Source organism: Microbulbifer litoralis (assembly GCF_023634065.1).
Classification (GTDB): domain Bacteria; phylum Pseudomonadota; class Gammaproteobacteria; order Pseudomonadales; family Cellvibrionaceae; genus Microbulbifer; species Microbulbifer litoralis.
On the sequence record NZ_JALKCV010000006.1, the window covers coordinates 157,118 to 177,367 of the forward strand.

Here is a 20,250-nt window from a genome sequence, read left to right on the forward strand (position 1 = left end):
GCGGGAGATCCGCTCCCCGGCACGGCCCGCTTGCGGCAGGAATTATAGCAGCCGGTCGATGGCGAACTTGGTCGCGGGCGTGCAGCAGCCCCCGACTGCGGCTGTCAGACCACGCCTTTGGTACGCGCGATCAGTACGCTGACCAGCGACAGCAGGGTGAGCACGCCGACGATCACCGCCAGCAGCAGCCAGGGCCGGAACGGTTTGCGCTCCACGTCGTTGACGCCGCTGTGCAGGTAGCTTTCGACCCTGGCCTGGTCTTCGTCGGAGAGTTTCTTTGCGGGGGTGTCGTCGGGCTTGTCGGACATGGTGGCGGCAGCTGGCTGGTTATTGTTTGCCACGAGTGTAGGAGAAAGGCCGGATACAAAAAAGCCCCGCGCTGCGGGGCCCGATCGGCAGATCGAATTTGTCCGGTGGGAACCGGCCCGCCGAATCTTCAGACTGTAGCCTGGATGGAGCGAAGCGGAATCCGGGATTCCCACCCCGCGCGCGCTCTCGCAATGCGGGAGAGCACGCGGGAGAGGGTCAGAAGAGCTCTTCCTCGATATCCATCAGCGTGGCACTGCCGGCGTTGACGCTGGCGGCCAGGGCCCGCGCCTGGGGCAGCAGGCGCGCGAAGTAGAAGCGCGCGGTCTTGAGCTGGCCCCTGTAGAAGTCGTCCCCGCCGGTTTTCGGCAGCGCGACCGAGGCGATCCTGGCCCACATGAAGGCGTAGGCCACGGTGCCGAACAGGTGCAGGTACTCGACTGAGGCGGCGCCGGGCGCGTGCGGGTCTTCCTTGGCCGCGGCCAGCACCTTGTCCGTCGCCTCGCGCAGGCGCTGCAGCTCGGCCGCCAGCGGCTGCACGAATTCCGCCATCTCCTCGCGGTCGACCTCACTGTCGATAAATGCCTGCACGTCGGCGGCAAACAGCTCGAACAGGGCGCCGCCGTTGGCGACCGTCTTGCGGCCCACCAGGTCCAGCGCCTGGATGCCATTGGTGCCCTCGTAGATCTGGGTGATACGCACGTCGCGCACCAGCTGTTCCTGGCCCCACTCGCGGATATAGCCGTGGCCGCCGAACACCTGCTGGCCGATCACGGTGCAGTCCAGGCCCTTGTCGGTGAAGAAGGCCTTGGCGACTGGAGTGAGCAGCGCGACCATGCCTTCGGCGTTTTTCTGCTCCTCGCCCTCGCCGAACTTGGCGATATCCAGCCACTGCGCCACGTAGGTGGACAGCGCCCGGCCGCCGCCAATCAGCGCCTTCTGGGTCAGCAACATGCGGCGCACGTCCGGGTGCACGATGATCGGGTCGGCGCTCTTGTCCGGTTGCTGCGCGCCCGCCGGTGAGCGGCTCTGCACCCGCTCGCGGGCGTATTCCAGCGCGTTCTGATAGCTGCGCTCGGAGGCGCCCAGACCCTGGATACCCACGCCCAGGCGCTCGTAGTTCATCATCGTGAACATGGCGGCGAGGCCCTTGTTTTCCTCACCCACCAGCCAGCCCTTGGCGCCATCGAAATTCATCGCGCAGGTGGCGGAGGCCTTGATGCCCATCTTGTGTTCGATGGAGCCGCAATTGACCGCGTTGCGCTCGCCGAGGCTGCCATCCTCGTTCACCAGGTACTTGGGCACGATAAACAGGGAGATGCCCTTTGGGCCCGGGGGTGCGTCCGGCAGCTTGGCCAACACCAGGTGAATGATGTTCTCGGACAGGTCGTGGTCGCCGCCGGTGATGAAGATCTTGCTGCCGGTGATGCGGTAGCTACCGTCGTCCTGCGGTTCCGCCCTGGTGCGGATGATGCCCAGGTCGGTGCCGGCGTGGGGCTCGGTCAGGTCCATGGCGCCGGCCCAGGTGCCCTCGTACATCTTCGGCAGGTAGCGCTCCTTGAGTGCCTCGCTGGCGTGGGCGTCGATCGCCAGGCAGGCGCCGGCGGTCAGGATCGGGTAGAGCGCAAAGGAGATATTCGCCGCGGTGATCATCTCTTCCACCTGCGCACCGAGCATCTTCGGCATGCCCATGCCGCCGTATTCGGGGTTGCCCAGCAGCGCGCCCCAGCCGCCCTCGCAGAAGGTGGCGTAGGCTTCGGGAAAGCCTTTTGGCGTGGTGACCTCACCGTCGTTCCAGTGACAGCCCTCCTCGTCGCCGGAGCGGTTGATCGGATCCAGGGTATTGGCGGCCAGCTTGGCCATCTCTTCCAGGATCGCGTCCGCGGTCTCGCGGTCCACGGCGCCGTCCAGCCCGGGCAGGCGCGCCCAGAGTTCGTCCGCAGCAAATACTTCGTGCAGCAGGAAGTTCATCTCCCGCAGTGGTGCCTTGTACTCGGCCATGCTCCCGGTCCTCATTCAAGCGTTTCAAACGGTTGTTTGAATCTAGGCGCGGACGCGGGGATTGTCAACTGGGAGCGGCGACCGGGGGCGTATTCGGCTTTTTCATGTGGGGTGGCTACGCGATGCGCGCGGCACCCCGGCGGGCTACAGGTTGTTGTAGCCCGGATGGAGCGCAGCGGAATCCGGAATCACCCGGGCAACAGTGGCGTCGGGTCCAGGTGGGCGGCGGCGCTGCGGTAGTCGGCCTGCGGGTCGAACGGCAGCACGCCCAGCAGCGGCGCGGGCAACAGGGTTTTCAGGGTGGCCAGGTTCTCATCCGGGCGCGACATTGGAACGGGAGAACGGAAGTTCGCCACCCAGCCGGCCAGCGCCAGGCCGTCGCGGTGGACGGCCTCGGCGGTCAGCAGCGCGTGGTTGATGCAGCCCAGTTGCATGCCCACCACCAGGATCACCGGAATATCCAGCTCCCGCGGCAGCTGCGACAGGAAAGTGCGCGGTCCAAGCGGCGTGCGCCAGCCACCGGCGCCCTCGATCAATACCAGGTCGGCGCCGGCAGACATGACGCCGCGGCAGACGCCCGCCATGCGGGATACATCCAGCCGCCTGCCCGCCTCCATCGCCGCGATATGCGGGGCAATGGCGGGTTCCAGTGCGATCGGGTTGACCTGCTGGTAGGGCAACTCCAGCGTCATCGCCCGCTGCAACAGCAGCGCGTCGGCGTTGCGCAGGCCGTCCGCCGTCTCCTCGCAGCCGGAGGCCACCGGCTTCACGGCCGCCGTCGTGAGGCCGCGCTGCGCGGCACTTGCCAGCAGTGCGGCGGTCACATGGGTCTTGCCGACTTCGGTGTCGGTGCCGGCGACAAAATAGCTCTTCACGATCGATCTCCGGTTTTTTGTTGACGCCCCTTTAAACGTCATCATATTGGTGATAAATTACCCAAACAGTGCAATTTTCATCCGCTCAACCCCCTTCTTTCTGTAGGGCTTTAGGATGACTGCCTAGAAACAGCAGAGGACAACGCTGTCACCGCATTGCGCCACAAATTTCCGTTGGGCGAGACTGCGGGAGCACGGAGGCCGCCGTTTTACGGAATAACTGAAAACGAAACCAGCTTGCCAAGACCATGAGATACCTGACATTTGCCCTGCTGATGCTGGCGCCTCTGTTCGCCTCCGCCACCATCAAACCCGTCGACCATGTGGTCGTGTATAAATCCAAAGGCCTGATGCAATTGATTCGCGACGAGCGCGTGGTCAAGAGTTACAAGGTGGTTTTCGGGGAAAACCCGAAAGGCCACAAGATGCAACAGGGCGACGAGCGGACGCCGGAGGGACGCTACTACCTCGACTGGAAGAACCCCAACAGCCGCTTCTACCGTTCGATCCATATCTCCTACCCCAACAAGCGCGACCGCGCGCGCGCCGCGCGCCGGGGCGTCGATCCCGGCGGTGCCATCATGATCCACGGCATCAAGCCGCAGTGGAAAGGCATGGAGACCTACCTGCAGAAAATGAACTGGACCGATGGCTGTATCGCCGTGACCAACCGCGAGATGGACGAGATCTGGGCGATGGTGAAGACACCGACACCGATCGATATCTATCCGTGAGGCCGGGACTCGGGACTCGGGACTCGGGACTCGGGACTCTCAGTAGGGTGCGCCGTGCGCACCGGCCGATCAATGCCGAAAAAGAGTTCCGAAGCCGAACCAGAAGGCCCTATCAACGGTGCGCACGGCGCACCCTGCCACTCCCTGTAGCGGCTTTTGCCAGCTTCAGGTAGATCACCTCGTAACTCGCCGGCAGCCCCGCCGGCGATCGCCATTCCTCATAGGCGTCAGCCAGGCGTCGCAGTTTTTCCCGGCCGGACAGCCCCTTGCCCGCATCGCGATTCACGTTGTGCGCGCCGATGCTTTTCAGTTCCCGCATCAGTTGTCGCACACCGTCGAAATGCAGTACCCGCTCTTCGCGCTGCACCCGGCCCGGCAGGCCGCTGTCGGCGGCGGCGCGCTGCCATTCGTGCAGGGGCAGGAAACGGTTTACGTGCACACAGTTGTCCACCCGCGCCCAACTGTGTTTCAGCTCCCGCAGGGTGCCGGGACCGAGGCTAGATACCAGGCAGTGGCCGCCGTCGGCCAGTACCCGCTGCAACTCGCCGAAAAGCTGCGGCAGCCGGTAGCACCACTGCAGCGCCAGGCTGGAAAACACCAGCTCCACACTGCCATCCGCGAGCGGCAGCTGTTCCGCGTCGGCGGCAATATGAAAATCCGCCGCCGGGCGCTCTGCGCGCGCATAGCGCAACATGCCCTCGGCCAGGTCCAGCGCGATGATCCGCGCCTGTGGAAAGCACCTGCGCAATAGTTCACTGCCGTAGCCCGTGCCGCTGCCCAGGTCGAGAATGGTGCTCGGCGCGGGCGCGCCGTCGAGTTCGGCCAACAATTGGCGGCAGACGGCCCGCTGCAGGTGAGCGGCATCGTCGTAGCTGGCGGCGGCGCGGCCGAAGGAGCGGGCCACGGCAGATTTGCTGAATGGGACCTCCCGGGAGCGCGGAGCTCCAGCTCCGCTTGCGGGCCGCAGGCCCGCCACAAGGCCGCGGAGCAACGCCGCAACCCGTTCCGGTCGCGAAACCTGCGGCGCGTGACCGCAACCGGGTAAAATCTCGACCTGCGCGCCCGCTGCGCGCATTTTCGCTGCCGCGGCCGCCGGGACCAGCGCATCGCGCTCGCCGAGCAGATGCAGCGACGGTATTTCCAATTGCCCCAACAGGTTCCGGTTATCGAGATGACCGAGGCAGTCGAGAGCGTCCAGCCACTGATCGCCGATCTCCCGCGGTCGCCAGCTTTTCAGCTGCTTCAGCAGCGGGCGCATGGCGCTGTCGCCGCGGGCCTGCAGGCCGCAGAATTTTTCCCGGGTTTGTTGCGGTTCACTGCGCATCGACTCGCGAAAATCCGCAAACACCTGCGGATTCATGCCCGGCCAGTCGCCGCGCTGTACAAAACTGCCGTTGGCGGCGATGGTGATCAGCCCGGCTATTTTTTCCTGCCCCGGCAATGCTGCCAGCCGCGCAGCGAGCATGCCGCCGAGCGAGTGCCCTATCAACAGGCAGTTGTGCGGCAACTGCCTGTAGAGACTCTGCAGCAGTGAGTCATCTCCCGGCCAGGCCTGGCGGTTGTCTCCAAAACCCGGCAGCTCCAGACAGGTTACCGGCCGATCGAAATCGCCGCAGTCGAGCAGCGGCTGCCAGATACGCGCGTCGCCGCCCCAGCCGTGCAGCAGCACCAGGTGTTCCACCCGCATCACGCGCCCACCGCCCGCTGCGCGCGCAGGGCTTCCGCCAGTGCCTCGAGCAGGCCATTGATCTGGTCCTGGCTGTGCGCGGCGCTCAGGGTGATACGCAGTCGCGCGGTACCGCCCGGCACCGTCGGCGGGCGTATCGCGCCCACCAGGAAACCGCGTTGCTGCAATGCGGCGGCGACTGCCATGACGGTTTTCTCACAGCCCAGCAGCAGCGGCTGGATAGCGCTGGCGGACTCCGCCAGCGGCAGGGCGAGCTGCGCCGCGCGGTCGCGCAAATAACGGATATTATCGGCCAGGCGCTCGCGGTGCCGCGGCTCGCGCTGCATCCGTTCGATCGCCGCCAGGCTGCCGGCGGCAACCGCCGGCGGCATGCCGGTGGTGTAGATATAGGGCCGCGCAAACTGCACCAGGTAGTCGATCAGCGCCCGCGAGCCGGCTATAAAGGCGCCGGCGTTGCCGACCGCCTTGCCCAGCGTGCCCATCATTACCGGTGCGTCATCCTGAGCCAGCCCCGCGGCGGCAACGCTGCCGGCAATGGGCAATCGCTCGCTGCCCATGACACCGAAGCCGTGGGCCTCGTCCACCATCAGCCAGGCATCGTAGTGGCGGCACAGCGCGGCGATTTCCGCCAGCGGCGCGCAGTCGCCGTCCATGCTGTAGACGCCGTCGACGGCGACCAGGATATTGCCGTCCGATTTCGCCGCCCGCTGCAACTGCCGTTCGAGCGCGCCCAGGTCGCTGTGGGCAAAGCGCAGGCTGGCGGCGCCGCACAGGCGCGCGCCATCGATCAGCGAGGCGTGGTTGAGTTTGTCGGAGATCACGGTGTCGCCGCGGCCGACCAGCGCGCCGATGGTGCCGACATTGGCCATATAGCCGCTGGAAAATACCAGTGCCGCCTCGCGCCCGGTCGCCTCGGCAATTTTGTCCTGCAGTTTTTCGTGAATCTGCAGGTGGCCGTTGACCAGGTGGGAGGCGGTGGCACCGGCACCGAGCTCGGCACCGGCCTGCTGGGCGGCGATCACGGCCGGGTGGGTGGCCAGGCCCAGGTAGTCGTTGCTGCTGAAGGCGATCAGCTCGCGACCGTCCACCTGCGCCACCGGTCCCGGCGCCGCGGCCAGGGTCTTCAGCTCGCGGTACAGATCGCGCTCGCGGCGCCGAGCAAGGCGCCGGCGCAGCGTGGTTTGCAGGTTCATTTTGCCGCGTCGTAGAAGAAGGGGTCGTTCTGCTGTTCACTGACCTGCGCTGCCAGGTCCGCTTCCACTTCGGCGTCGTCGGCGTACTGCTGGTATTCCTCCGGCTGGATCCCCAGGCGGCTGAACAGCTGCATGTCCTTGTTGGTTTCCGGGTTGGCGGTGGTCAGCAGTTTCTCGCCGTAGAAAATCGAGTTGGCGCCGGCGAGGAAGGCCAGCGACTGCATCTCGTCACTCATCTCTTCGCGACCGGCGGACAGGCGCACATGGGATCCCGGCATCATGATGCGGGCCACGGCGATGCAGCGGATAAACTCGAACGGGTCCAGGTCCTTCTCGCTTTCCAGCGGCGTGCCGGCCACCTTCACCAGCATATTGATCGGCACCGATTCCGGGTGCTCCGGCAGGTTGGCCAACTGCATCAGCAGGCCGGCGCGGTCTTTCTCGCCCTCGCCCATGCCGACAATGCCGCCGGCGCAGACCTTCATGCCCGCGTCGCGCACCCGCTGCAGGGTTTCCAGCCGGTCCCGGTAAGTGCGGGTGGTGATGATCTCGCCGTAGTATTCGGGGGAGGTGTCCAGGTTGTGGTTGTAGTAGTCGAGCCCCGCTTCGGCCAGCTCCCGCGCCTGCTCGTCCTTCAGCATGCCCAGGGTCATGCAGGTCTCCAGCCCCAGCGCCTTGACCTCGCGCACCATCTGCGTGACGTAGGGCATGTCCTTTTTCTTCGGCGAGCGCCAGGCGGCGCCCATGCAGAAACGCGTGGCGCCGCCGGCCCTGGCCGCGCGGGCCTCCTCCAGCACCTTTTCCACCTTCATCAACTGCTCCCGCTCCAGGCCGGTGTCGTAGCGGGCGCTCTGCGGGCAGTAGGCGCAGTCCTCCGGGCAGGCACCGGTCTTGATCGAGCAGAGGGTGCTGACCTGCACCCGGTTGGCATCGAAATGCGAGCGGTGCACCTGCTGGGCAGTGAACAGCAGGTCGTTGAACGGCAGCGCGAACAGGTCCAGGACCTGCTGGCGGGTCCAGTCGTGGCGTATCTGTGCGGTGGGCATTTGCCGGTTGGCGGTCACTGGGCTTAATCTCCCGATCATTATTGTTCCGTAAAGCGGCCAGTGTAGCCGGGGCCGGACCACTGTCAACCGGGAAGCCGGGTAATGGTTTACAGACTGTTTTCGCAGTTTTTGTCACGCAGCCTGGTGCGCTGCCTGCTGTGTGGCGACAGTTGCATGCATTCCAGCGGCCTCTGCGACGGCTGCCGGGCCGAACTGCCGCACCTGCACAGCGCCTGCGAGTGCTGTGCCCTGCCGCTGCCCCCGTCGCCATCCCAGTCCGGGCGCCAGTGCCCGCGCTGTCTGCAGCATCCGCCGGCCTTCGCCAGCGCCCGCGCCGCCTGGCACTACGCTTTCCCCATCGGCCAGCTGGTGCAGCGCTTCAAGTATCGCGGTGACCTGGTCGCCGGCCACAGCCTGGCGCGGCTGGCGGCCGCGCGCCTGGAGCCGATGGCGGACAGGCCCGACCTGCTGGTGCCGATCCCACTGCATTGGCGCAAATTCCTGTTCAAACGCGGCTTCAACCAGGCGCAGCTGATCGCGGCGGAGTTCGGACGCCAGTGGCGCATTCCGGTGGCGGCGCGATTACTGCGCAAGCGGGGTGCCGGCGCCAGCCAGCAGACGCTGACCCGCGCCCGGCGGCTGCGCAACCTGATTCGCAGCTTCGACGTGCGGCAACCGGTGCGGGGCCTGCATATCGGCCTGGTGGACGATGTCATCACCACCGGCGCGACGCTGGAGGCCGCCTCTCGCGCGCTGCTCGAGGCCGGCGCCTGGCGAATCAGCACCTATGCACTGGCCAGAACGCCATAACATCCCGTCCCCACAGTACATAGACCGGAATCGGCAATCCCGTCACAATAGCCGCCCTTTGCCTGCCTGGTACGGCCGTTTTGGTCGGGCCGGCGCTGCTAACGTTTAACTAGAGAAGAGTCGCTCGCACCCGCTCCAACTCTGCCGCGAGCCAAGGATTCAGCGATGAGTGAATACAAACTGCCGCGCGGTATCGCAATCAGCGGCACCGGCCTGTGGACACCACCGGAAGCCATTGGCAACGAGGAACTGGTGGATTCGTACAACACCTGGGCGGAGCGCTACAACCGCGAGCACGCCGGTGAAATCGAGGCCGGCGAGCTGGCGGCCAAGCCGCTGTCCTCGGCCGAGTTCATCGAGAAGGCCTCCGGTATCAAGAGCCGCTATGTGCTGAGCCGCGAGGGCATTTTGGACCCGGACCGCATGCGCCCCTACATCCCCGAGCGCGCCGACGACGAACTCTCCGTACAGGCGGAAATGGGCCTGAAGGCGGCGAAGCTGGCACTGGAGAAAGCCAACAAACGGCCGGAGGAAATAGACACGGTGATCGTCGGCGCCTCCTACCTGCAGCGCGCCTACCCGGCCATCGCCATCGAGATCCAGCATGCGCTGGGTATCGATGGCTTCGCCTTCGATATGGAAGTGGCCTGTTCCTCGGCCACCTTCTCGATGCAGCGCGCGGTGGACGCGGTCGCGGCGGGCTCCGCCGGCGCGGTGCTGGTGGTCAACCCGGAACTGGCCTCGCCGCAGGTGGACTACACCGATCGCGACAGCCACTTCATCTTCGGCGACGTGGCCGTGGCCAGCGTCATCGAGCGGCGCGAGACCTGCCGTGCGGACAGCGCCTGGGAGATTCTCGGCACGCGGGCGAAGACCGTCTTTTCCAGCAATATCCGCTCGAATTTCGGCTACACCGCCCGCGCCGCGGATGTGGATCCGTTCGGCGCCGGCAAGCTGTTTCGCCAGAACGGCCGCAAGGTGTTCAAGGAAGTGTGTCCCATGGCCGCGGCACATATCGAGGAGCACGTGCGCGCAACCGGCGTCGAACCGGGCGGGGTGCGCCGCTACTGGCTGCACCAGGCCAACCTCAACATGAACAACCTGATCATCAGGAAACTGATGGGCGACGACGCCAGCGAGGAGCGCGCACCGGTGGTACTGGATCGCTATGCCAATACCGCCAGCGCCGGCTCGGTGATCGCCTTCAACCTGCACAGCGACGACCTGCAGCCCGGGGACCGCGGTGTCATCTGCTCCTTCGGCGCCGGCTACTCGATCGGCAGCCTGGTGGTGGAGAAGTTCCACCCCTGATCCCTACCGCCTGCGGGGACAGGCCTGGATATCCGGCCCACCCCCGCTGCGCTCAACGCGGCAGCGCAGGATCCAGGCGAAGCGCAGCAGTGCGAAAGCGATGCGAAATATCCGGCCACCACCTCCCCGATCTCGGCAGGCTTGGCGGATGGGGGGTGTGGGTCGCGGCTGTCGCTCCGGCACAAAGCGCACGCGGCTTAGCGCTGGTCCAGCTCCCGCAACAGCTTCTCCGCCCACTGAATCCAGGTCTGCTCCGCCTCGATACCCAGCAACAGCGTCTGGTGTGCCAGCCAGTAGCGTTCCTGCAGGGCCGGGTCGCTGTTCAGCACCCGCTCGTTCTGTTCCACATAGCTCGCCAGCAGCGCCCGGTGCTCGTCCAGCTGCTTCCGCACCAACGCCCGCGCCTGGTCGTTTTCCAGATGGTGGCCGGCGAACAGTTGGATCAGGAAGGGCTCGCGGATCTTCTGCGCCGGCGCCGGCCGCCGCACCCAGTCCGCCAGCGCGGCGCGGCCGCTATCGGTGAGAGAGTAGATCTTCTTGTCCGGCTTGCCGGCCTGGGCCTGTTCGGTGCAATCCAGCAGCCCCTCGTCGTGCAGTTTGTGCAGTTCCCGGTACATCTGCTGGTGGCTGGCGCTCCAGAAGTGGGACACGCTGCGCTCGAACCTGCGTTTCAGGTCGTAGCCGCTGCCGGGCTCGATATCCAGCAGGGTGAGAACGGCATAGCGCAGGGACATTCGGCCTCCATGGATCGGCAACGGTTATGCAAAGAGTTTCATATCGCGGCCATGTTAACCGGCAATAAGGACGTTGCCCATCCTCAGCCGGTGCAGACTTGGAAAACAATGCAGACACAAAATTGACATAAAATAGGATGCATATATCAATATAGACAGAAAATTAAGATGTAAAGCTAGATCTTGAGCGGATTGTAGATATAATCGCCACCACTTTCCGGCCGCCGGCGCCGACCGGCGATCCGTTGTTTTTGAGAGGTACCGAACCGCCATGTCCACCGAAGTCCTGATGCCGGAGACCGACGACGCCCCGCCGCCGGCCGTGCCGCCGACTTCCCGGCGCCGCGAACTGCTGCTGGATATCTTTGCGATGAACAGCTTCTCCTGGGCCATCGCAATCCCGATCGAGCTGCTGCTGGCGGGCATGGGCTGGCGCGAGCACCTGAAGGTGCGGCTGCTGGCAGTGGTGTTCAATACGCTGATCGCGCGTCCGTTCAGCGTCTACCGACAGTGGGTGGCGAACCGCTTTGGCGGCCGCGGCGCGTTGAACGCCTATCTGGTGGACACCTTCGTATTCCTGAGTTTCCAGTTCCCGCTCTACCTGGGCAATATGCTGCTCGGCGGCGCCAGCTGGGTGGAGATCGCCACCGCCAGTGCCACCTTCATGCTGATTGCCGGCGGCCTCGGTCGGCCCTACGGAATTTACCTCGACTGGCTGCGCCGGTTGTGGATTAATAGCGCCCGGAGCGGGCCGCGTACACTGGCCCGACAGCCGGGATAACAGACAGCGAACAGATAACGAGAGGGCCGGGCCGTGTTGACCAACGCCATCGAAAACAGCGCAACGACCCTGGGCGTGGTCGCCGGCACCGCCATCGACACCCGTTTCGGGCTGGACTTTCTCGCCGCCCGCGACATCCGCGGCGTCGGGCTTTCGCTGTCTGCCTCGCCGCAGGCCCAGACCCAGTTGCAGGCCCTGGGCCGCGACGCGCTGACCCGGCAACTGATCGACGCCATCGCCGGGCTGCACGAGGCCGGCGCCGGGGCCGCGATGATCTACTGCAACTCCCTGTCCGGCGCGGTGGATATGGACGCGGTGCGCGCGGCGTCGCCGATCGAGGTGATATCGCCGCTGGAAGTCTACGCCGAGTTGACCGGGCGCTACCGCAACTTCGGCCTGCTGGCGGCCAACTGCCAGAGCTGCGCCAATATCGAGCGCGAGATCCTGTCCCGCAACAGCACCGCCAAGGTGATCGGCATCGGCAACCTGCAGATCGTGGAGGATATCGAGGACAGCGTGGCGCCGGAGATGATTGTGCAACAGCACGCCCTCGACGACCTGGCCGCGGCACTGACCAAGAGCGGCGTGCAGATACTGATCCTCGGCTGCACCCATTTCGACTACTTCTACCGCGAGCTGGACCGCCACTGCGATGGTATCCGCCTCTTTTCTCCGTCCGAGCGGATGCTGCAATTGCTCTGCGCACGCCTGCCCCGTGTCGCCTGATTCCCCGGCCCATTACACCCGCTTACATGGCTAGTACTTACGTACCTGGCAGGTCGTACCATTTCTCATTTTTTGCTTGAGTAAGGCGCCAGTTTGCAGTATCAATCGCGCTGAAGCCCTGAACTTCCGCCTTCACGACACACGACCCGGCGGGCGCCGGACAGCCCGCACCGACCACAGACCGACCACAGTGGTAACAAGGATGAACAAGACCCTTTTTCACCGGGAGCGGGCTCGCTCCGGTATCGCAAGTCGTCTGCGCATCGCGGCCGCCGCGGGCAGCGCCTGCATCGCTCCCGCCGCATCGGCACTGCCACAGCAGCTCTCCCTGACCGCGACACAGGTATCGCTCTACTGGCCGGCGGGGCTCGGTGCCGCCCTGCTGCTGGCGGGCGGCATCGCCATCCTGCTGCGGATACGCCTCGGGCGCACCATCGAGGACAGCGACAACCTGGCCGAGTCCCTGCGGGCCGACAACAAGAGTGTCTACCGCCAGCTGCAGTCCTACGGCAGCGAACTGTCCGTGCGCGAACGGGAGCTGGGGGAGGCGCGCGAAACCATCGCCCGGCAGCAGCGGGAGAAGACCGACCTGCAGGCGGTGATCGACCAGCGGCTGCGACGGCCGCTGGACGCCGTGCACAGCACCCTCAACCTGCTCGCCCGCAGCGGTGACCGGGACTCCGCGCAACTGGTGGGCATCGCCCAGCGCCAGTTGCAGAGCGGCCTGCAGTCACTGGATGAAATCCAGCGCCTGGGGGAACTGGAGGCGGCGGAGCCGAAGCTGCCCACGGACAGTCCCGACAGCACCAGCCTGTCGATCCTGCTGGTGGAGGCCTCGGCGGAGGGCTCGCTGATAGAGCCGCTGGAGACCCGCGGTCACCGGGTGCAGCGGGAGACCAACGGCATCGATGGCGCCGAAGCGGCGCTGCGACACAACTTCGACCTGATCCTGATGGACAGCAGGCTGCCGCTGCTCGACGGCGTCGAGGCCGCCGGCAGGATCCGCCGCGGCAACCCGGACCAGCCGATCTTCGCCATGGTGGCGGGCCCGCAGCCCGGCGACAAGGAGCGCTACCAGGCGCGGGGGCTGACCGGCGTCCTGGCCCGCCCGGTCAGTGACTACCAGTTGCAGCAGCTGCTCAAATGGACCGTGCGCCGCCTGCACAGGACGACCACCAGCCGCGAACAGCGGCCGCGCCCCACGCGCCTGCTGAACAACAGCACCCTGCTGCGCCAGCGCGACACTCTCGGCCACCTGCAGTTCGCCGAGCTGTTGAGCGACCGCATCGCCACACTGCCGAAGAAAATCACCGCCCTGACCAGCGCCCTGACCGGGCGCCACTGGATCGATGCGGAAAAATTGGCGCAGGCCCTCGGCGCCAGCGCCGGGGAAATCGGCCTGGAGGCCATCGCCGCGCGCCTGCAGGCGCTGGCGTCGCGGCTGGCCATCGACAGCGAGCGGGAATACGGCCGGCACCAGCGCACCGAATTGCTGAACCTGATGCGGGCGTCGATCCAGCAACTCAAAGCCTGGCGGGACAAGAATTTGAACTCCGAGTGGGCACTGCAGTAGCCGCCGCTGGCGGTCGGCGCGGGCCCATTCCGGCGGGAGTGCATCCGGACGTGGCGGTCGGGGCGTCTTGATAATGAATCGGGAGCCCCACACTATATATTGGAGAAACGCAATTGCGAGAAAATGCCATGTCCGAGCAGTATCCCACCAGAAGCCCGGAAGCCCGCGAACAGAGCGGTCGCGACCTTGCCACGCTGGTCTACCTGATACAGGCCATCGCCCTGTTTACCGCCGTGCCCTTCTTTATCGGTGTACTGATCAACTACTTCAAACGCGGCGACGTGCGCGGCACGCTGGCGGAATCCCACTTCCGCTGGCAGATCCGCACCTTCTGGTTCAGCCTGCTGTGGGTCGTGGTGGGCTGGGCCACCGTGTGGATTTTCGGGCTGGGCTTCCTGATCCTGGGGATCAGTTGGCTGTGGGTGGTGTACCGCGTGATTCGCGGCTGGCTGGTGCTGGCGGACAACCGGCCCGCCTACTGAATGACCTTTCCGGATCGGGGTGCGCTGCGCGCATCGGGTGCAGGAGAGGCCGCCGCAGCGGTCGATGCGCGCGATAGCGCGCAATTCAGAATTTGCCCATCAGCGCCAGCATGAACAGGTCCGGCGGCAGCAACTGGCCGTTGACCTGCAGTTGGCCCCGATTCACCTGCAGGTGCATCTGCAGCTCCCCGTCGTTTTCCAGCAACAGGCCGTAGTCGCGCAGGGTCATAGCCTGGCCCACCAGCGGCGACTGCAACAGCGCCTGTTCCGCGGCCGAGAAGGTCGCGGTGCCGGTCAGCGGCTCCAGCCACTGCGCCGGCGCCTGCGACACCGGCCGCGCGCCGGCGGCGATACCGGCCCAGTCGATATTCGCATCGAGCAGCACCGGGCCGTTGGCGGATTCGATCGCCAACTGCTGCTGCAGCTGCAGCGGGCGCCGCAGCACCCGCGGCCAGTTGCGATCCGCCGGTGCCTGCAACAGCGGGCGCAGGAAATGATTCAGGTCGGCAAGACTGATTTCCGGCAGGGTCATCTGCTGGCGCACCGAGCTGATCGGGGTGGCCGACTGGATCTGCGGTGCCCGCAGGTCCGATACCAGTTTCAGCTTGTGGGAGCGCAGGAATTCCGCCGCGATCTGCAGGGACAGGTCGCGGATTTCCAGCGGGCCCGAATCGGACTCGGCCCGCAGCAGCGGCAGTTGCAGGGATATCTCGCCGGAAACGCCCGGCTGGACACTGAAACGGCCCTGCAGCGGATCCGTATGGAGCCGCTCGCGACCGCCGCGGGTCCAGCGCACCGAGCCCATCTCGATGGTGCCCGCCGGCGCCGCGCCGCTGTAGTCGGTTTCCAGCCGCACCCGGCCGCCGTCAAACTGCAGCTCGCCGTTGCCATCGCGGCGGGTAAAGGGCTCCAGGCGCAGGGTATTGACCACGCGGTTGTTCGCCGCCACCAGCGATTCCAGCACCACCGGGCTGTGCTCCAGGCGGCCGTACAGCTGCTCCAGTTGCGCGCGCAGCTGCGGCGCCAGGCCCTCCAGCGACAACCGCGTCTCGCTGTAGACGGCGCCCACCCTGGGGCCACTGGCGGTAAACAACAGCGGGCCGTGCTGGATATCGCTCTGCAGCAGCGTGGTATCGCCGCCACTGCGGACCAGGGTATCGGCCTCGGCGCCGAACCAGCCGCGCTCGTAGCCACTGACCTCGCCGCCCTGCAGCCGCGACAGCTGCTGTTTCCAGATCTCCTCCACCTTGGGACCGATAAAGCCGGGCGCCGCCAGCGCGACGGCGACAATCAGGGCGGTGAGGGCAAACAGGGTCAGGCGCAGAAACTTCATGGGCAGCGGATCGGATTCAAAATTTGCCCGATCATAGCAGATTGGCTGTGACGCAGTCCCGCCGGCGCAGGGCCGTCAACCGGCTTTCTGCTGGCTCTCGATCATGTTCGGTTGCAGTATCTCAATCCAGTAACCGTCCGGGTCGCGGATGAACGCCAGGCCCTTCATCTTGCCGTCGTCCGGGCGCTTCTGGAACGGCACTCCCAGCGTCTCGAAACGCTCGGCCGCCCGGTACACATCGGGTACGGCGATACCGATATGGCCGAAGCCCTGGGGTTCGTCGTTGCCGTTGTGGTAGCTGAAGTCCGCATCCTTCTCGGTACCCCAGTTGTGGGTCAGCTCCAGCATTGCCTCGCGGCCGAAGGTGTAGGTGGTGCGCCGGCTGTCGTCCTCCGGCACCTGTTCGGCCTGCCGCTCGTCCAGGTAGCCGAGGAAATACAGCGTGAACTGCATTTCCGGGAAATCGAGTTTGCGCACCAGGCGCATACCCAGCACGCGGGTGTAGAAATCCAGGCTGCGCTCGGGGTCCTTGATGCGCAGCATCGTCTGGTTGAAAACGTAGCCTTCGGTATCCGGATCGGCGCTTTCCGCGAGGCCCGGGGCCTGTTCGAAGTGGCGGGACATCTGCTGACTCCTTGGAGGGATTCGGTGTTCCGCTAACGATGGGGGCCGGCGGCGGCGGTTTCAAGCGCGCCGCTGGGGAGAGCTCTCAGCCGGCCAGCGCCCGCGCCACGCGCGAGTTGCTGTCCCGGTCCAGCTTGTGGGAGATGAAGTTGCCGGCGTCCGCCAGCAGCTGCAGGTCGACACCGGTCTCGATCCCCAGGCCGTTCAGCAGGTAGAGCACATCCTCACTGGCGACATTGCCGGAGGCGCCCTGGGCATAGGGGCAGCCGCCGAGGCCGGCCACGGCGGAATCCACCACCGCCACCCCCATCTGCAGCGCGGCGTAGATATTGGCCAGCGCCTGGCCGAAGGTATCGTGAAAATGTACCGCCAGTTTTTCCAGCGGCACCTTCGCCGCCACCGCCCCGATCATACGCCTGGCCGCCTCGGGGGTGCCGACGCCGATGGTGTCGCCGAGGGAGATTTCGTAGCAGCCCATCTCCATCAGCGCCGAGCTGACTTCGGCCACCCTGGCCGGATCGATATCGCCCTCATAGGGACAGCCGAGCACACAGGAGACATAGCCGCGCACGCGGATACCATCTTTCTGAGCCCGTTCCAGCAGCGGCCGGAAACGCTCCAGGCTCTCCTCGATCGAGCAGTTGATATTTTTCTGCGTGAAGGACTCGGAGGCCGCACCGAAGACCGCCACCTCGTCGGCGCCGGCTGCGATCGCGCGCTCGTAGCCTTTCATGTTCGGCGTCAGCGCACTGTAGACGGTGCCGGGTTTGCGCTGGATACCGGCCAGTACCTCGTCGCTGGCGGCCATCTGCGGCACCCATTTGGGGCTGACAAAACTGCCGGCCTCGATCACCGGCAGGCCGGCGGCGCTGAGGCGATCGATCAGCGACACGCGAGTGGCCACGTCGATTTCGCGCTTCTCGTTCTGCAGGCCATCGCGCGGGCCCACCTCGACCATTTTTACTCTGCTTGGCAGGTTCATAATCATTTCCAAAAACTGGAGTTTACCTGTAGGAGCCTGCCTGCAGGCAGGCTCCTACAAGTCAGGCCTGACTTTCCGCGGCAAAGTCGATCAGCAACCGACCGCCATCCACCAGCTCGCCGGCGGCACAGAAAAACTGCTGCACGGTGCCGGCGGCGGGTGCGCGCAGCGTGTGCTCCATTTTCATCGCTTCCATGACCAGCAGCGGCTGGTCTTTCTCCACTTCTGCGCCCGCCTCCACCAGCAGTGTAACGATGGTGCCGTTCATCGGCGCTTCCAGCCCCTGCTGGTAGTCTCCGGCCTCGCCCATATCCGGCGGCAGCAGTTCAAACTCCACCTGGGTACCGTCGATGAAAATGGAGCCGCCCTGCCCGGTATCCACGCTGGAAAAACTCACCCGGCGGCCATCCACCAACGCCAGCTCGCGACCGCGCAGCAGGTGGATTTCGCCGGACAGCTCCCGGCCCTGCGTGTCGCGGCTCTGCCAGTTCAGGGTTTCGCCGTCGCGGGCGAACAGTATCTCGGCGTGCTGGCCGCGGTGATCGATACTGTGCCGGCGGCGGCCGGTCAGGTTGCCGCGCCAGTTGTCGCCGGTGTGCCACGGCGATTGGGGATCGGCCTGCGGAGCCCGGGCGCGCAGGTTGCACTCCTCGCGCTCGCTCAGGTAGCCGGCGATGGCGGCGCATTTCAGCGGCGTCAGTTCGTGTTCCCGCTGCAGGATTTCTCTTTCGTGATCCTCGATAAAATGGGTCGTGGCGCGGCCACCGGCAAATTCGCGGTGGTTGATGACGCGGCGCAGGAACTCGATATTGTGGCGCACGCCGGCGATCTGGTACTGCTGCAGTGCGCGGTCGAGTTTGGCCAGCGCCTCGCGGCGGTTGCGGCCGTGGCAGATCAGCTTGGCGATCATCGGGTCGTAGTGCACGCTGATCTCGTCGCCGCCCTGCACACCGGTATCCACGCGCACGCCGTCGCCCTCTTTCGGCGGACGGTGGCGCACCAGGGTGCCGGTGGCGGGCAGGAAGTCGTTGTCCGGGTCCTCGGCGTAGATACGCACTTCGAAGGCGTGGCCGAGTATCGTCAGGTCGTCCTGTTGCAGCGGCAACGGGTCGCCGGCGGCGACCGCCAGCTGCCAGGCCACCAGGTCCTGGCCGGTGATCATTTCGGTGACCGGATGCTCCACCTGCAGGCGGGTGTTCATCTCCATAAAATAGAAGGCGCCGCTGGCATCGAGCAGGAATTCCACTGTACCGGCGCCGACGTAGCCGATGGCGTGGGCGGCGCGCAACGCCGCCTCGCCCATGCGCGCCCGCAGGTCTTCGTTCATGCCCGGCGCGGGCGCTTCCTCGACCACTTTCTGGTGGCGGCGCTGCACGGAGCAGTCGCGTTCGAACAGGTAGACGCCGTTGCCCTGTTTGTCACAGAACACCTGGATTTCCACGTGGCGCGGCTCGACCACGTAGCGCTCCAGCAGCATCAGGTCGTCGCTGAAGGCATTCATCGCCTCGCGCTTGGCCGCTTCCAGTGCGCTGTGGAATTGATCCGCGCTGTCGACGCGGCGCATGCCCTTGCCGCCACCGCCGGCGGCGGCCTTCAGCAATACCGGGTAGCCGATGCGCTGGGCGTGGCCCTCGAGGATATCGGCGTTCTGGTTGGTGCCGTGATAGCCCGGTACCAGTGGCACGCCCGCCTCTTCCATGATGCGCTTGGCGGCGGACTTGGAACCCATGGATTCGATCGCGCCCGCCGGCGGGCCGACAAAGATGATACCGGCGCTGTCACAGGCGCGGCAGAATTCCGCGTTCTCGGACAGGAAGCCGTAGCCGGGGTGCACCGCGTCGGCACCGGTCTGTTGCGCGGCGGCAATCACTTTCCGGATATCCAGGTAGGATTCCTTCGCCGGCGCCGGCCCCAGGTGCACGGCCTCGTCGGCCAGTTGTACATGCAGCGCTCCGGCGTCTGCGTCGGAGTAGACCGCAACGGTGGCAACACCGAGCCGGCGGGCGGTCTTGATGATACGGCAGGCTATTTCACCGCGGTTGGCAATTAACAGTTTGCGAATCATGGTTCACTCTTTTTAACCACTTCCGGCCCACTTCTCAGTTGCCGGGGAACGATATACTTCTCAACCGAAGTTTCTGAATTGAATAAACCCACCGCTGCACAAGCCGCAACGAAACCCTGGCATTCCGATTTATTCGTTGCCACTGGGCATCCAATTGGGCGCACGTTTTTCCAGAAACGCACTCAGCCCCTCCTGCCCTTCCGGCGATACGCGCACGGCGGCGATCAGGGCGCTGGTCTGGCCCTGCAGTTCTTCGTTGATCACGCGATTGGACATGGACATCGCCAGCTGCTTGGCCATGGCCACGGCGCGCGGGCCGTTGTCGGTAATCGCATTGACGAGCTTCTGCACCGCCAGGTCCAGTTCCGCTTCGGGGCAGACTTCCGACACCAGGCCGATCTCCCGTGCGCGCTCGGCAGAGAAACGCTCGGCAGTGACGAAATAGCGCCGCGCCTGGCGCGCGCCCACCGCGTTGATCACATAGGGGCTGATGGTGGCCGGCAGCAGGCCGATCTTGACTTCCGACAGGCAGAAGCTCGCGCGCTCGCTGGCCACGGCCATATCGCAGCAACTGACCAGACCCACGGCGCCGCCGAAGGCCGCACCCTGTACCCGGGCGATGGTCGGGGCCGGAAAGGTATCCAGCTTGTACAGCATGGCCGCCAGCCCGGCGGCGTCGCGGCGGTTGTCCTCCTCGGAGTAGTCCGCCACGCGTTTCATCCAGTTCAGGTCGGCGCCGGCGGAGAAGCTCTTGCCGTTGGAGGCCAGCACCAGCGCGCGGATCCCGGGCTTTTGCGACAGCTGGTCGAAGGTTTCGCCCAGTTCGCGAATCAACGCATCGTCGAAGGCGTTGTGGACATCCGGCCGGTTCAGGGTAACCGTGGCCACGCCCTCACTGTCGATTTCGCACTGCAGTTTGTCGCTCATTGTGAATTCCTTGTTCGGTAAATGGGTGGGCTCACCCTACAGCAAAATTCTGCGGCCTTC

At 65.6% G+C, this 20,250-nt stretch carries 19 protein-coding genes; 7 read left to right on the plus strand and 12 right to left on the minus strand.

Going from position 1 to position 20,250, the window contains the following annotated elements:
* Nucleotides 1-104: 104 nt before the first annotated feature.
* From MWN76_RS11320 to bioD, 3 genes are all read right to left on the minus strand, one after another.
* Nucleotides 105-308, minus strand: a complete 204-nt coding sequence (locus MWN76_RS11320; protein ID WP_250461528.1) for a DUF3094 family protein — start codon at nt 306-308, stop codon at nt 105-107.
* A gap of 217 nt (nt 309-525) precedes the next feature.
* The gene (locus MWN76_RS11325; RefSeq protein WP_250461529.1) at nt 526-2,307 is read right to left on the minus strand and encodes an acyl-CoA dehydrogenase C-terminal domain-containing protein; all 1,782 of its coding nucleotides are present in this window, start codon (nt 2,305-2,307) and stop codon (nt 526-528) included.
* A gap of 188 nt (nt 2,308-2,495) precedes the next feature.
* Nucleotides 2,496-3,185, minus strand: a complete 690-nt coding sequence (bioD, locus tag MWN76_RS11330; RefSeq protein WP_250461606.1) for a dethiobiotin synthase — start codon at nt 3,183-3,185, stop codon at nt 2,496-2,498.
* 245 nt (nt 3,186-3,430) lie between these two features.
* On the opposite strand from bioD, the gene MWN76_RS11335 reads away from it, so the two are divergent.
* A complete protein-coding gene (locus MWN76_RS11335) occupies nt 3,431-3,916 on the plus strand; it encodes a L,D-transpeptidase family protein (RefSeq protein WP_250461530.1) in 486 nt (161 codons plus the stop codon).
* Nucleotides 3,917-4,028: 112 nt separating this feature from the next.
* Here MWN76_RS11335 and bioC read toward each other — a convergent pair whose 3' ends face one another.
* Genes bioC through bioB form a run of 3 tightly spaced genes read right to left on the minus strand, consistent with a single transcriptional unit; the run spans nt 4,029 to nt 7,881 of the window.
* Nucleotides 4,029-5,603, minus strand: coding sequence for a malonyl-ACP O-methyltransferase BioC (gene bioC, locus MWN76_RS11340; protein ID WP_250461607.1), 1,575 nt, complete (start codon nt 5,601-5,603; stop codon nt 4,029-4,031).
* The gene (gene bioF, locus MWN76_RS11345; protein WP_250461531.1) at nt 5,603-6,796 is read right to left on the minus strand and encodes an 8-amino-7-oxononanoate synthase; all 1,194 of its coding nucleotides are present in this window, start codon (nt 6,794-6,796) and stop codon (nt 5,603-5,605) included. The genes bioC and bioF overlap by 1 nt, the downstream gene beginning before the upstream one ends.
* The gene (gene bioB / locus MWN76_RS11350) at nt 6,793-7,881 is read right to left on the minus strand and encodes a biotin synthase BioB (protein WP_345780072.1); all 1,089 of its coding nucleotides are present in this window, start codon (nt 7,879-7,881) and stop codon (nt 6,793-6,795) included. The genes bioF and bioB overlap by 4 nt, the downstream gene beginning before the upstream one ends.
* A gap of 63 nt (nt 7,882-7,944) precedes the next feature.
* Here bioB and MWN76_RS11355 point away from each other — a divergent pair, with 63 nt between their 5' ends.
* Entirely contained in the window at nt 7,945-8,652 is a 708-nt protein-coding gene (locus tag MWN76_RS11355) for a ComFC family protein (protein ID WP_250461532.1), read from the plus strand.
* Between the two features lie 165 nt (nt 8,653-8,817).
* Nucleotides 8,818-9,963: a beta-ketoacyl-ACP synthase III gene (locus MWN76_RS11360; protein ID WP_250461533.1), complete on the plus strand. Its 1,146-nt coding sequence runs from the start codon at nt 8,818-8,820 to the stop codon at nt 9,961-9,963.
* A gap of 197 nt (nt 9,964-10,160) precedes the next feature.
* Here the strand turns inward: MWN76_RS11360 and MWN76_RS11365 are convergent, their stop codons facing one another.
* The gene (locus MWN76_RS11365) at nt 10,161-10,697 is read right to left on the minus strand and encodes a PadR family transcriptional regulator (RefSeq protein ID WP_284500401.1); all 537 of its coding nucleotides are present in this window, start codon (nt 10,695-10,697) and stop codon (nt 10,161-10,163) included.
* A gap of 271 nt (nt 10,698-10,968) precedes the next feature.
* Here MWN76_RS11365 and alaE point away from each other — a divergent pair, with 271 nt between their 5' ends.
* The 4 genes from alaE to MWN76_RS11385 all read left to right on the plus strand — a co-directional run bounded on the left by alaE (nt 10,969) and on the right by MWN76_RS11385 (nt 14,259).
* Entirely contained in the window at nt 10,969-11,478 is a 510-nt protein-coding gene (alaE, locus tag MWN76_RS11370) for an L-alanine exporter AlaE (protein ID WP_250461534.1), read from the plus strand.
* 33 nt (nt 11,479-11,511) lie between these two features.
* Entirely contained in the window at nt 11,512-12,204 is a 693-nt protein-coding gene (locus tag MWN76_RS11375; RefSeq protein WP_250461535.1) for an aspartate/glutamate racemase family protein, read from the plus strand.
* A 202-nt stretch (nt 12,205-12,406) separates the two neighbouring features.
* Nucleotides 12,407-13,777 (plus strand): response regulator, encoded by a 1,371-nt coding sequence (locus MWN76_RS11380; RefSeq protein WP_250461536.1) that lies wholly within the window; start codon nt 12,407-12,409, stop codon nt 13,775-13,777.
* 128 nt (nt 13,778-13,905) lie between these two features.
* Nucleotides 13,906-14,259, plus strand: coding sequence for a DUF4870 family protein (locus tag MWN76_RS11385; RefSeq protein WP_250461537.1), 354 nt, complete (start codon nt 13,906-13,908; stop codon nt 14,257-14,259).
* Nucleotides 14,260-14,344: 85 nt separating this feature from the next.
* Here the strand turns inward: MWN76_RS11385 and MWN76_RS11390 are convergent, their stop codons facing one another.
* The 5 genes from MWN76_RS11390 to MWN76_RS11410 form a co-directional block, all read right to left on the minus strand.
* The gene (locus MWN76_RS11390) at nt 14,345-15,592 is read right to left on the minus strand and encodes a DUF945 family protein (protein ID WP_250461538.1); all 1,248 of its coding nucleotides are present in this window, start codon (nt 15,590-15,592) and stop codon (nt 14,345-14,347) included.
* Between the two features lie 75 nt (nt 15,593-15,667).
* The gene (gene gloA, locus MWN76_RS11395) at nt 15,668-16,216 is read right to left on the minus strand and encodes a lactoylglutathione lyase (RefSeq protein ID WP_250461539.1); all 549 of its coding nucleotides are present in this window, start codon (nt 16,214-16,216) and stop codon (nt 15,668-15,670) included.
* Between the two features lie 85 nt (nt 16,217-16,301).
* Nucleotides 16,302-17,198, minus strand: coding sequence for a hydroxymethylglutaryl-CoA lyase (locus tag MWN76_RS11400; protein ID WP_250461540.1), 897 nt, complete (start codon nt 17,196-17,198; stop codon nt 16,302-16,304).
* 61 nt (nt 17,199-17,259) lie between these two features.
* A complete protein-coding gene (locus tag MWN76_RS11405) occupies nt 17,260-19,263 on the minus strand; it encodes an acetyl/propionyl/methylcrotonyl-CoA carboxylase subunit alpha (protein ID WP_250461541.1) in 2,004 nt (667 codons plus the stop codon).
* A 129-nt stretch (nt 19,264-19,392) separates the two neighbouring features.
* A complete protein-coding gene (locus MWN76_RS11410; protein WP_250461542.1) occupies nt 19,393-20,190 on the minus strand; it encodes an enoyl-CoA hydratase/isomerase family protein in 798 nt (265 codons plus the stop codon).
* Nucleotides 20,191-20,250 lie beyond the last annotated feature (60 nt).

What these genes read in the sequence shown, in the direction of transcription:
- bioF (WP_250461531.1), bottom strand. Translation starts at nt 6,796, where the DNA reads ATGAACCTGCAAACCACGCTGCGCCGGCGCCTTGCTCGGCGCCGCGAG.
- MWN76_RS11390 (WP_250461538.1), bottom strand. Translation starts at nt 15,592, where the DNA reads ATGAAGTTTCTGCGCCTGACCCTGTTTGCCCTCACCGCCCTGATTGTC.
- MWN76_RS11325 (WP_250461529.1), bottom strand. Translation starts at nt 2,307, where the DNA reads ATGGCCGAGTACAAGGCACCACTGCGGGAGATGAACTTCCTGCTGCAC.
- MWN76_RS11405 (WP_250461541.1), bottom strand. Translation starts at nt 19,263, where the DNA reads ATGATTCGCAAACTGTTAATTGCCAACCGCGGTGAAATAGCCTGCCGT.
- MWN76_RS11355 (WP_250461532.1), top strand. Translation starts at nt 7,945, where the DNA reads ATGGTTTACAGACTGTTTTCGCAGTTTTTGTCACGCAGCCTGGTGCGC.
- MWN76_RS11380 (WP_250461536.1), top strand. Translation starts at nt 12,407, where the DNA reads ATGAACAAGACCCTTTTTCACCGGGAGCGGGCTCGCTCCGGTATCGCA.
- MWN76_RS11400 (WP_250461540.1), bottom strand. Translation starts at nt 17,198, where the DNA reads ATGAACCTGCCAAGCAGAGTAAAAATGGTCGAGGTGGGCCCGCGCGAT.
- alaE (WP_250461534.1), top strand. Translation starts at nt 10,969, where the DNA reads ATGTCCACCGAAGTCCTGATGCCGGAGACCGACGACGCCCCGCCGCCG.
- MWN76_RS11335 (WP_250461530.1), top strand. Translation starts at nt 3,431, where the DNA reads ATGAGATACCTGACATTTGCCCTGCTGATGCTGGCGCCTCTGTTCGCC.
- bioC (WP_250461607.1), bottom strand. Translation starts at nt 5,603, where the DNA reads ATGCGGGTGGAACACCTGGTGCTGCTGCACGGCTGGGGCGGCGACGCG.
- gloA (WP_250461539.1), bottom strand. Translation starts at nt 16,216, where the DNA reads ATGTCCCGCCACTTCGAACAGGCCCCGGGCCTCGCGGAAAGCGCCGAT.
- MWN76_RS11365 (WP_284500401.1), bottom strand. Translation starts at nt 10,697, where the DNA reads ATGTCCCTGCGCTATGCCGTTCTCACCCTGCTGGATATCGAGCCCGGC.
- MWN76_RS11410 (WP_250461542.1), bottom strand. Translation starts at nt 20,190, where the DNA reads ATGAGCGACAAACTGCAGTGCGAAATCGACAGTGAGGGCGTGGCCACG.
- MWN76_RS11385 (WP_250461537.1), top strand. Translation starts at nt 13,906, where the DNA reads ATGTCCGAGCAGTATCCCACCAGAAGCCCGGAAGCCCGCGAACAGAGC.
- MWN76_RS11320 (WP_250461528.1), bottom strand. Translation starts at nt 308, where the DNA reads ATGTCCGACAAGCCCGACGACACCCCCGCAAAGAAACTCTCCGACGAA.
- MWN76_RS11360 (WP_250461533.1), top strand. Translation starts at nt 8,818, where the DNA reads ATGAGTGAATACAAACTGCCGCGCGGTATCGCAATCAGCGGCACCGGC.
- bioB (WP_345780072.1), bottom strand. Translation starts at nt 7,881, where the DNA reads ATGATCGGGAGATTAAGCCCAGTGACCGCCAACCGGCAAATGCCCACC.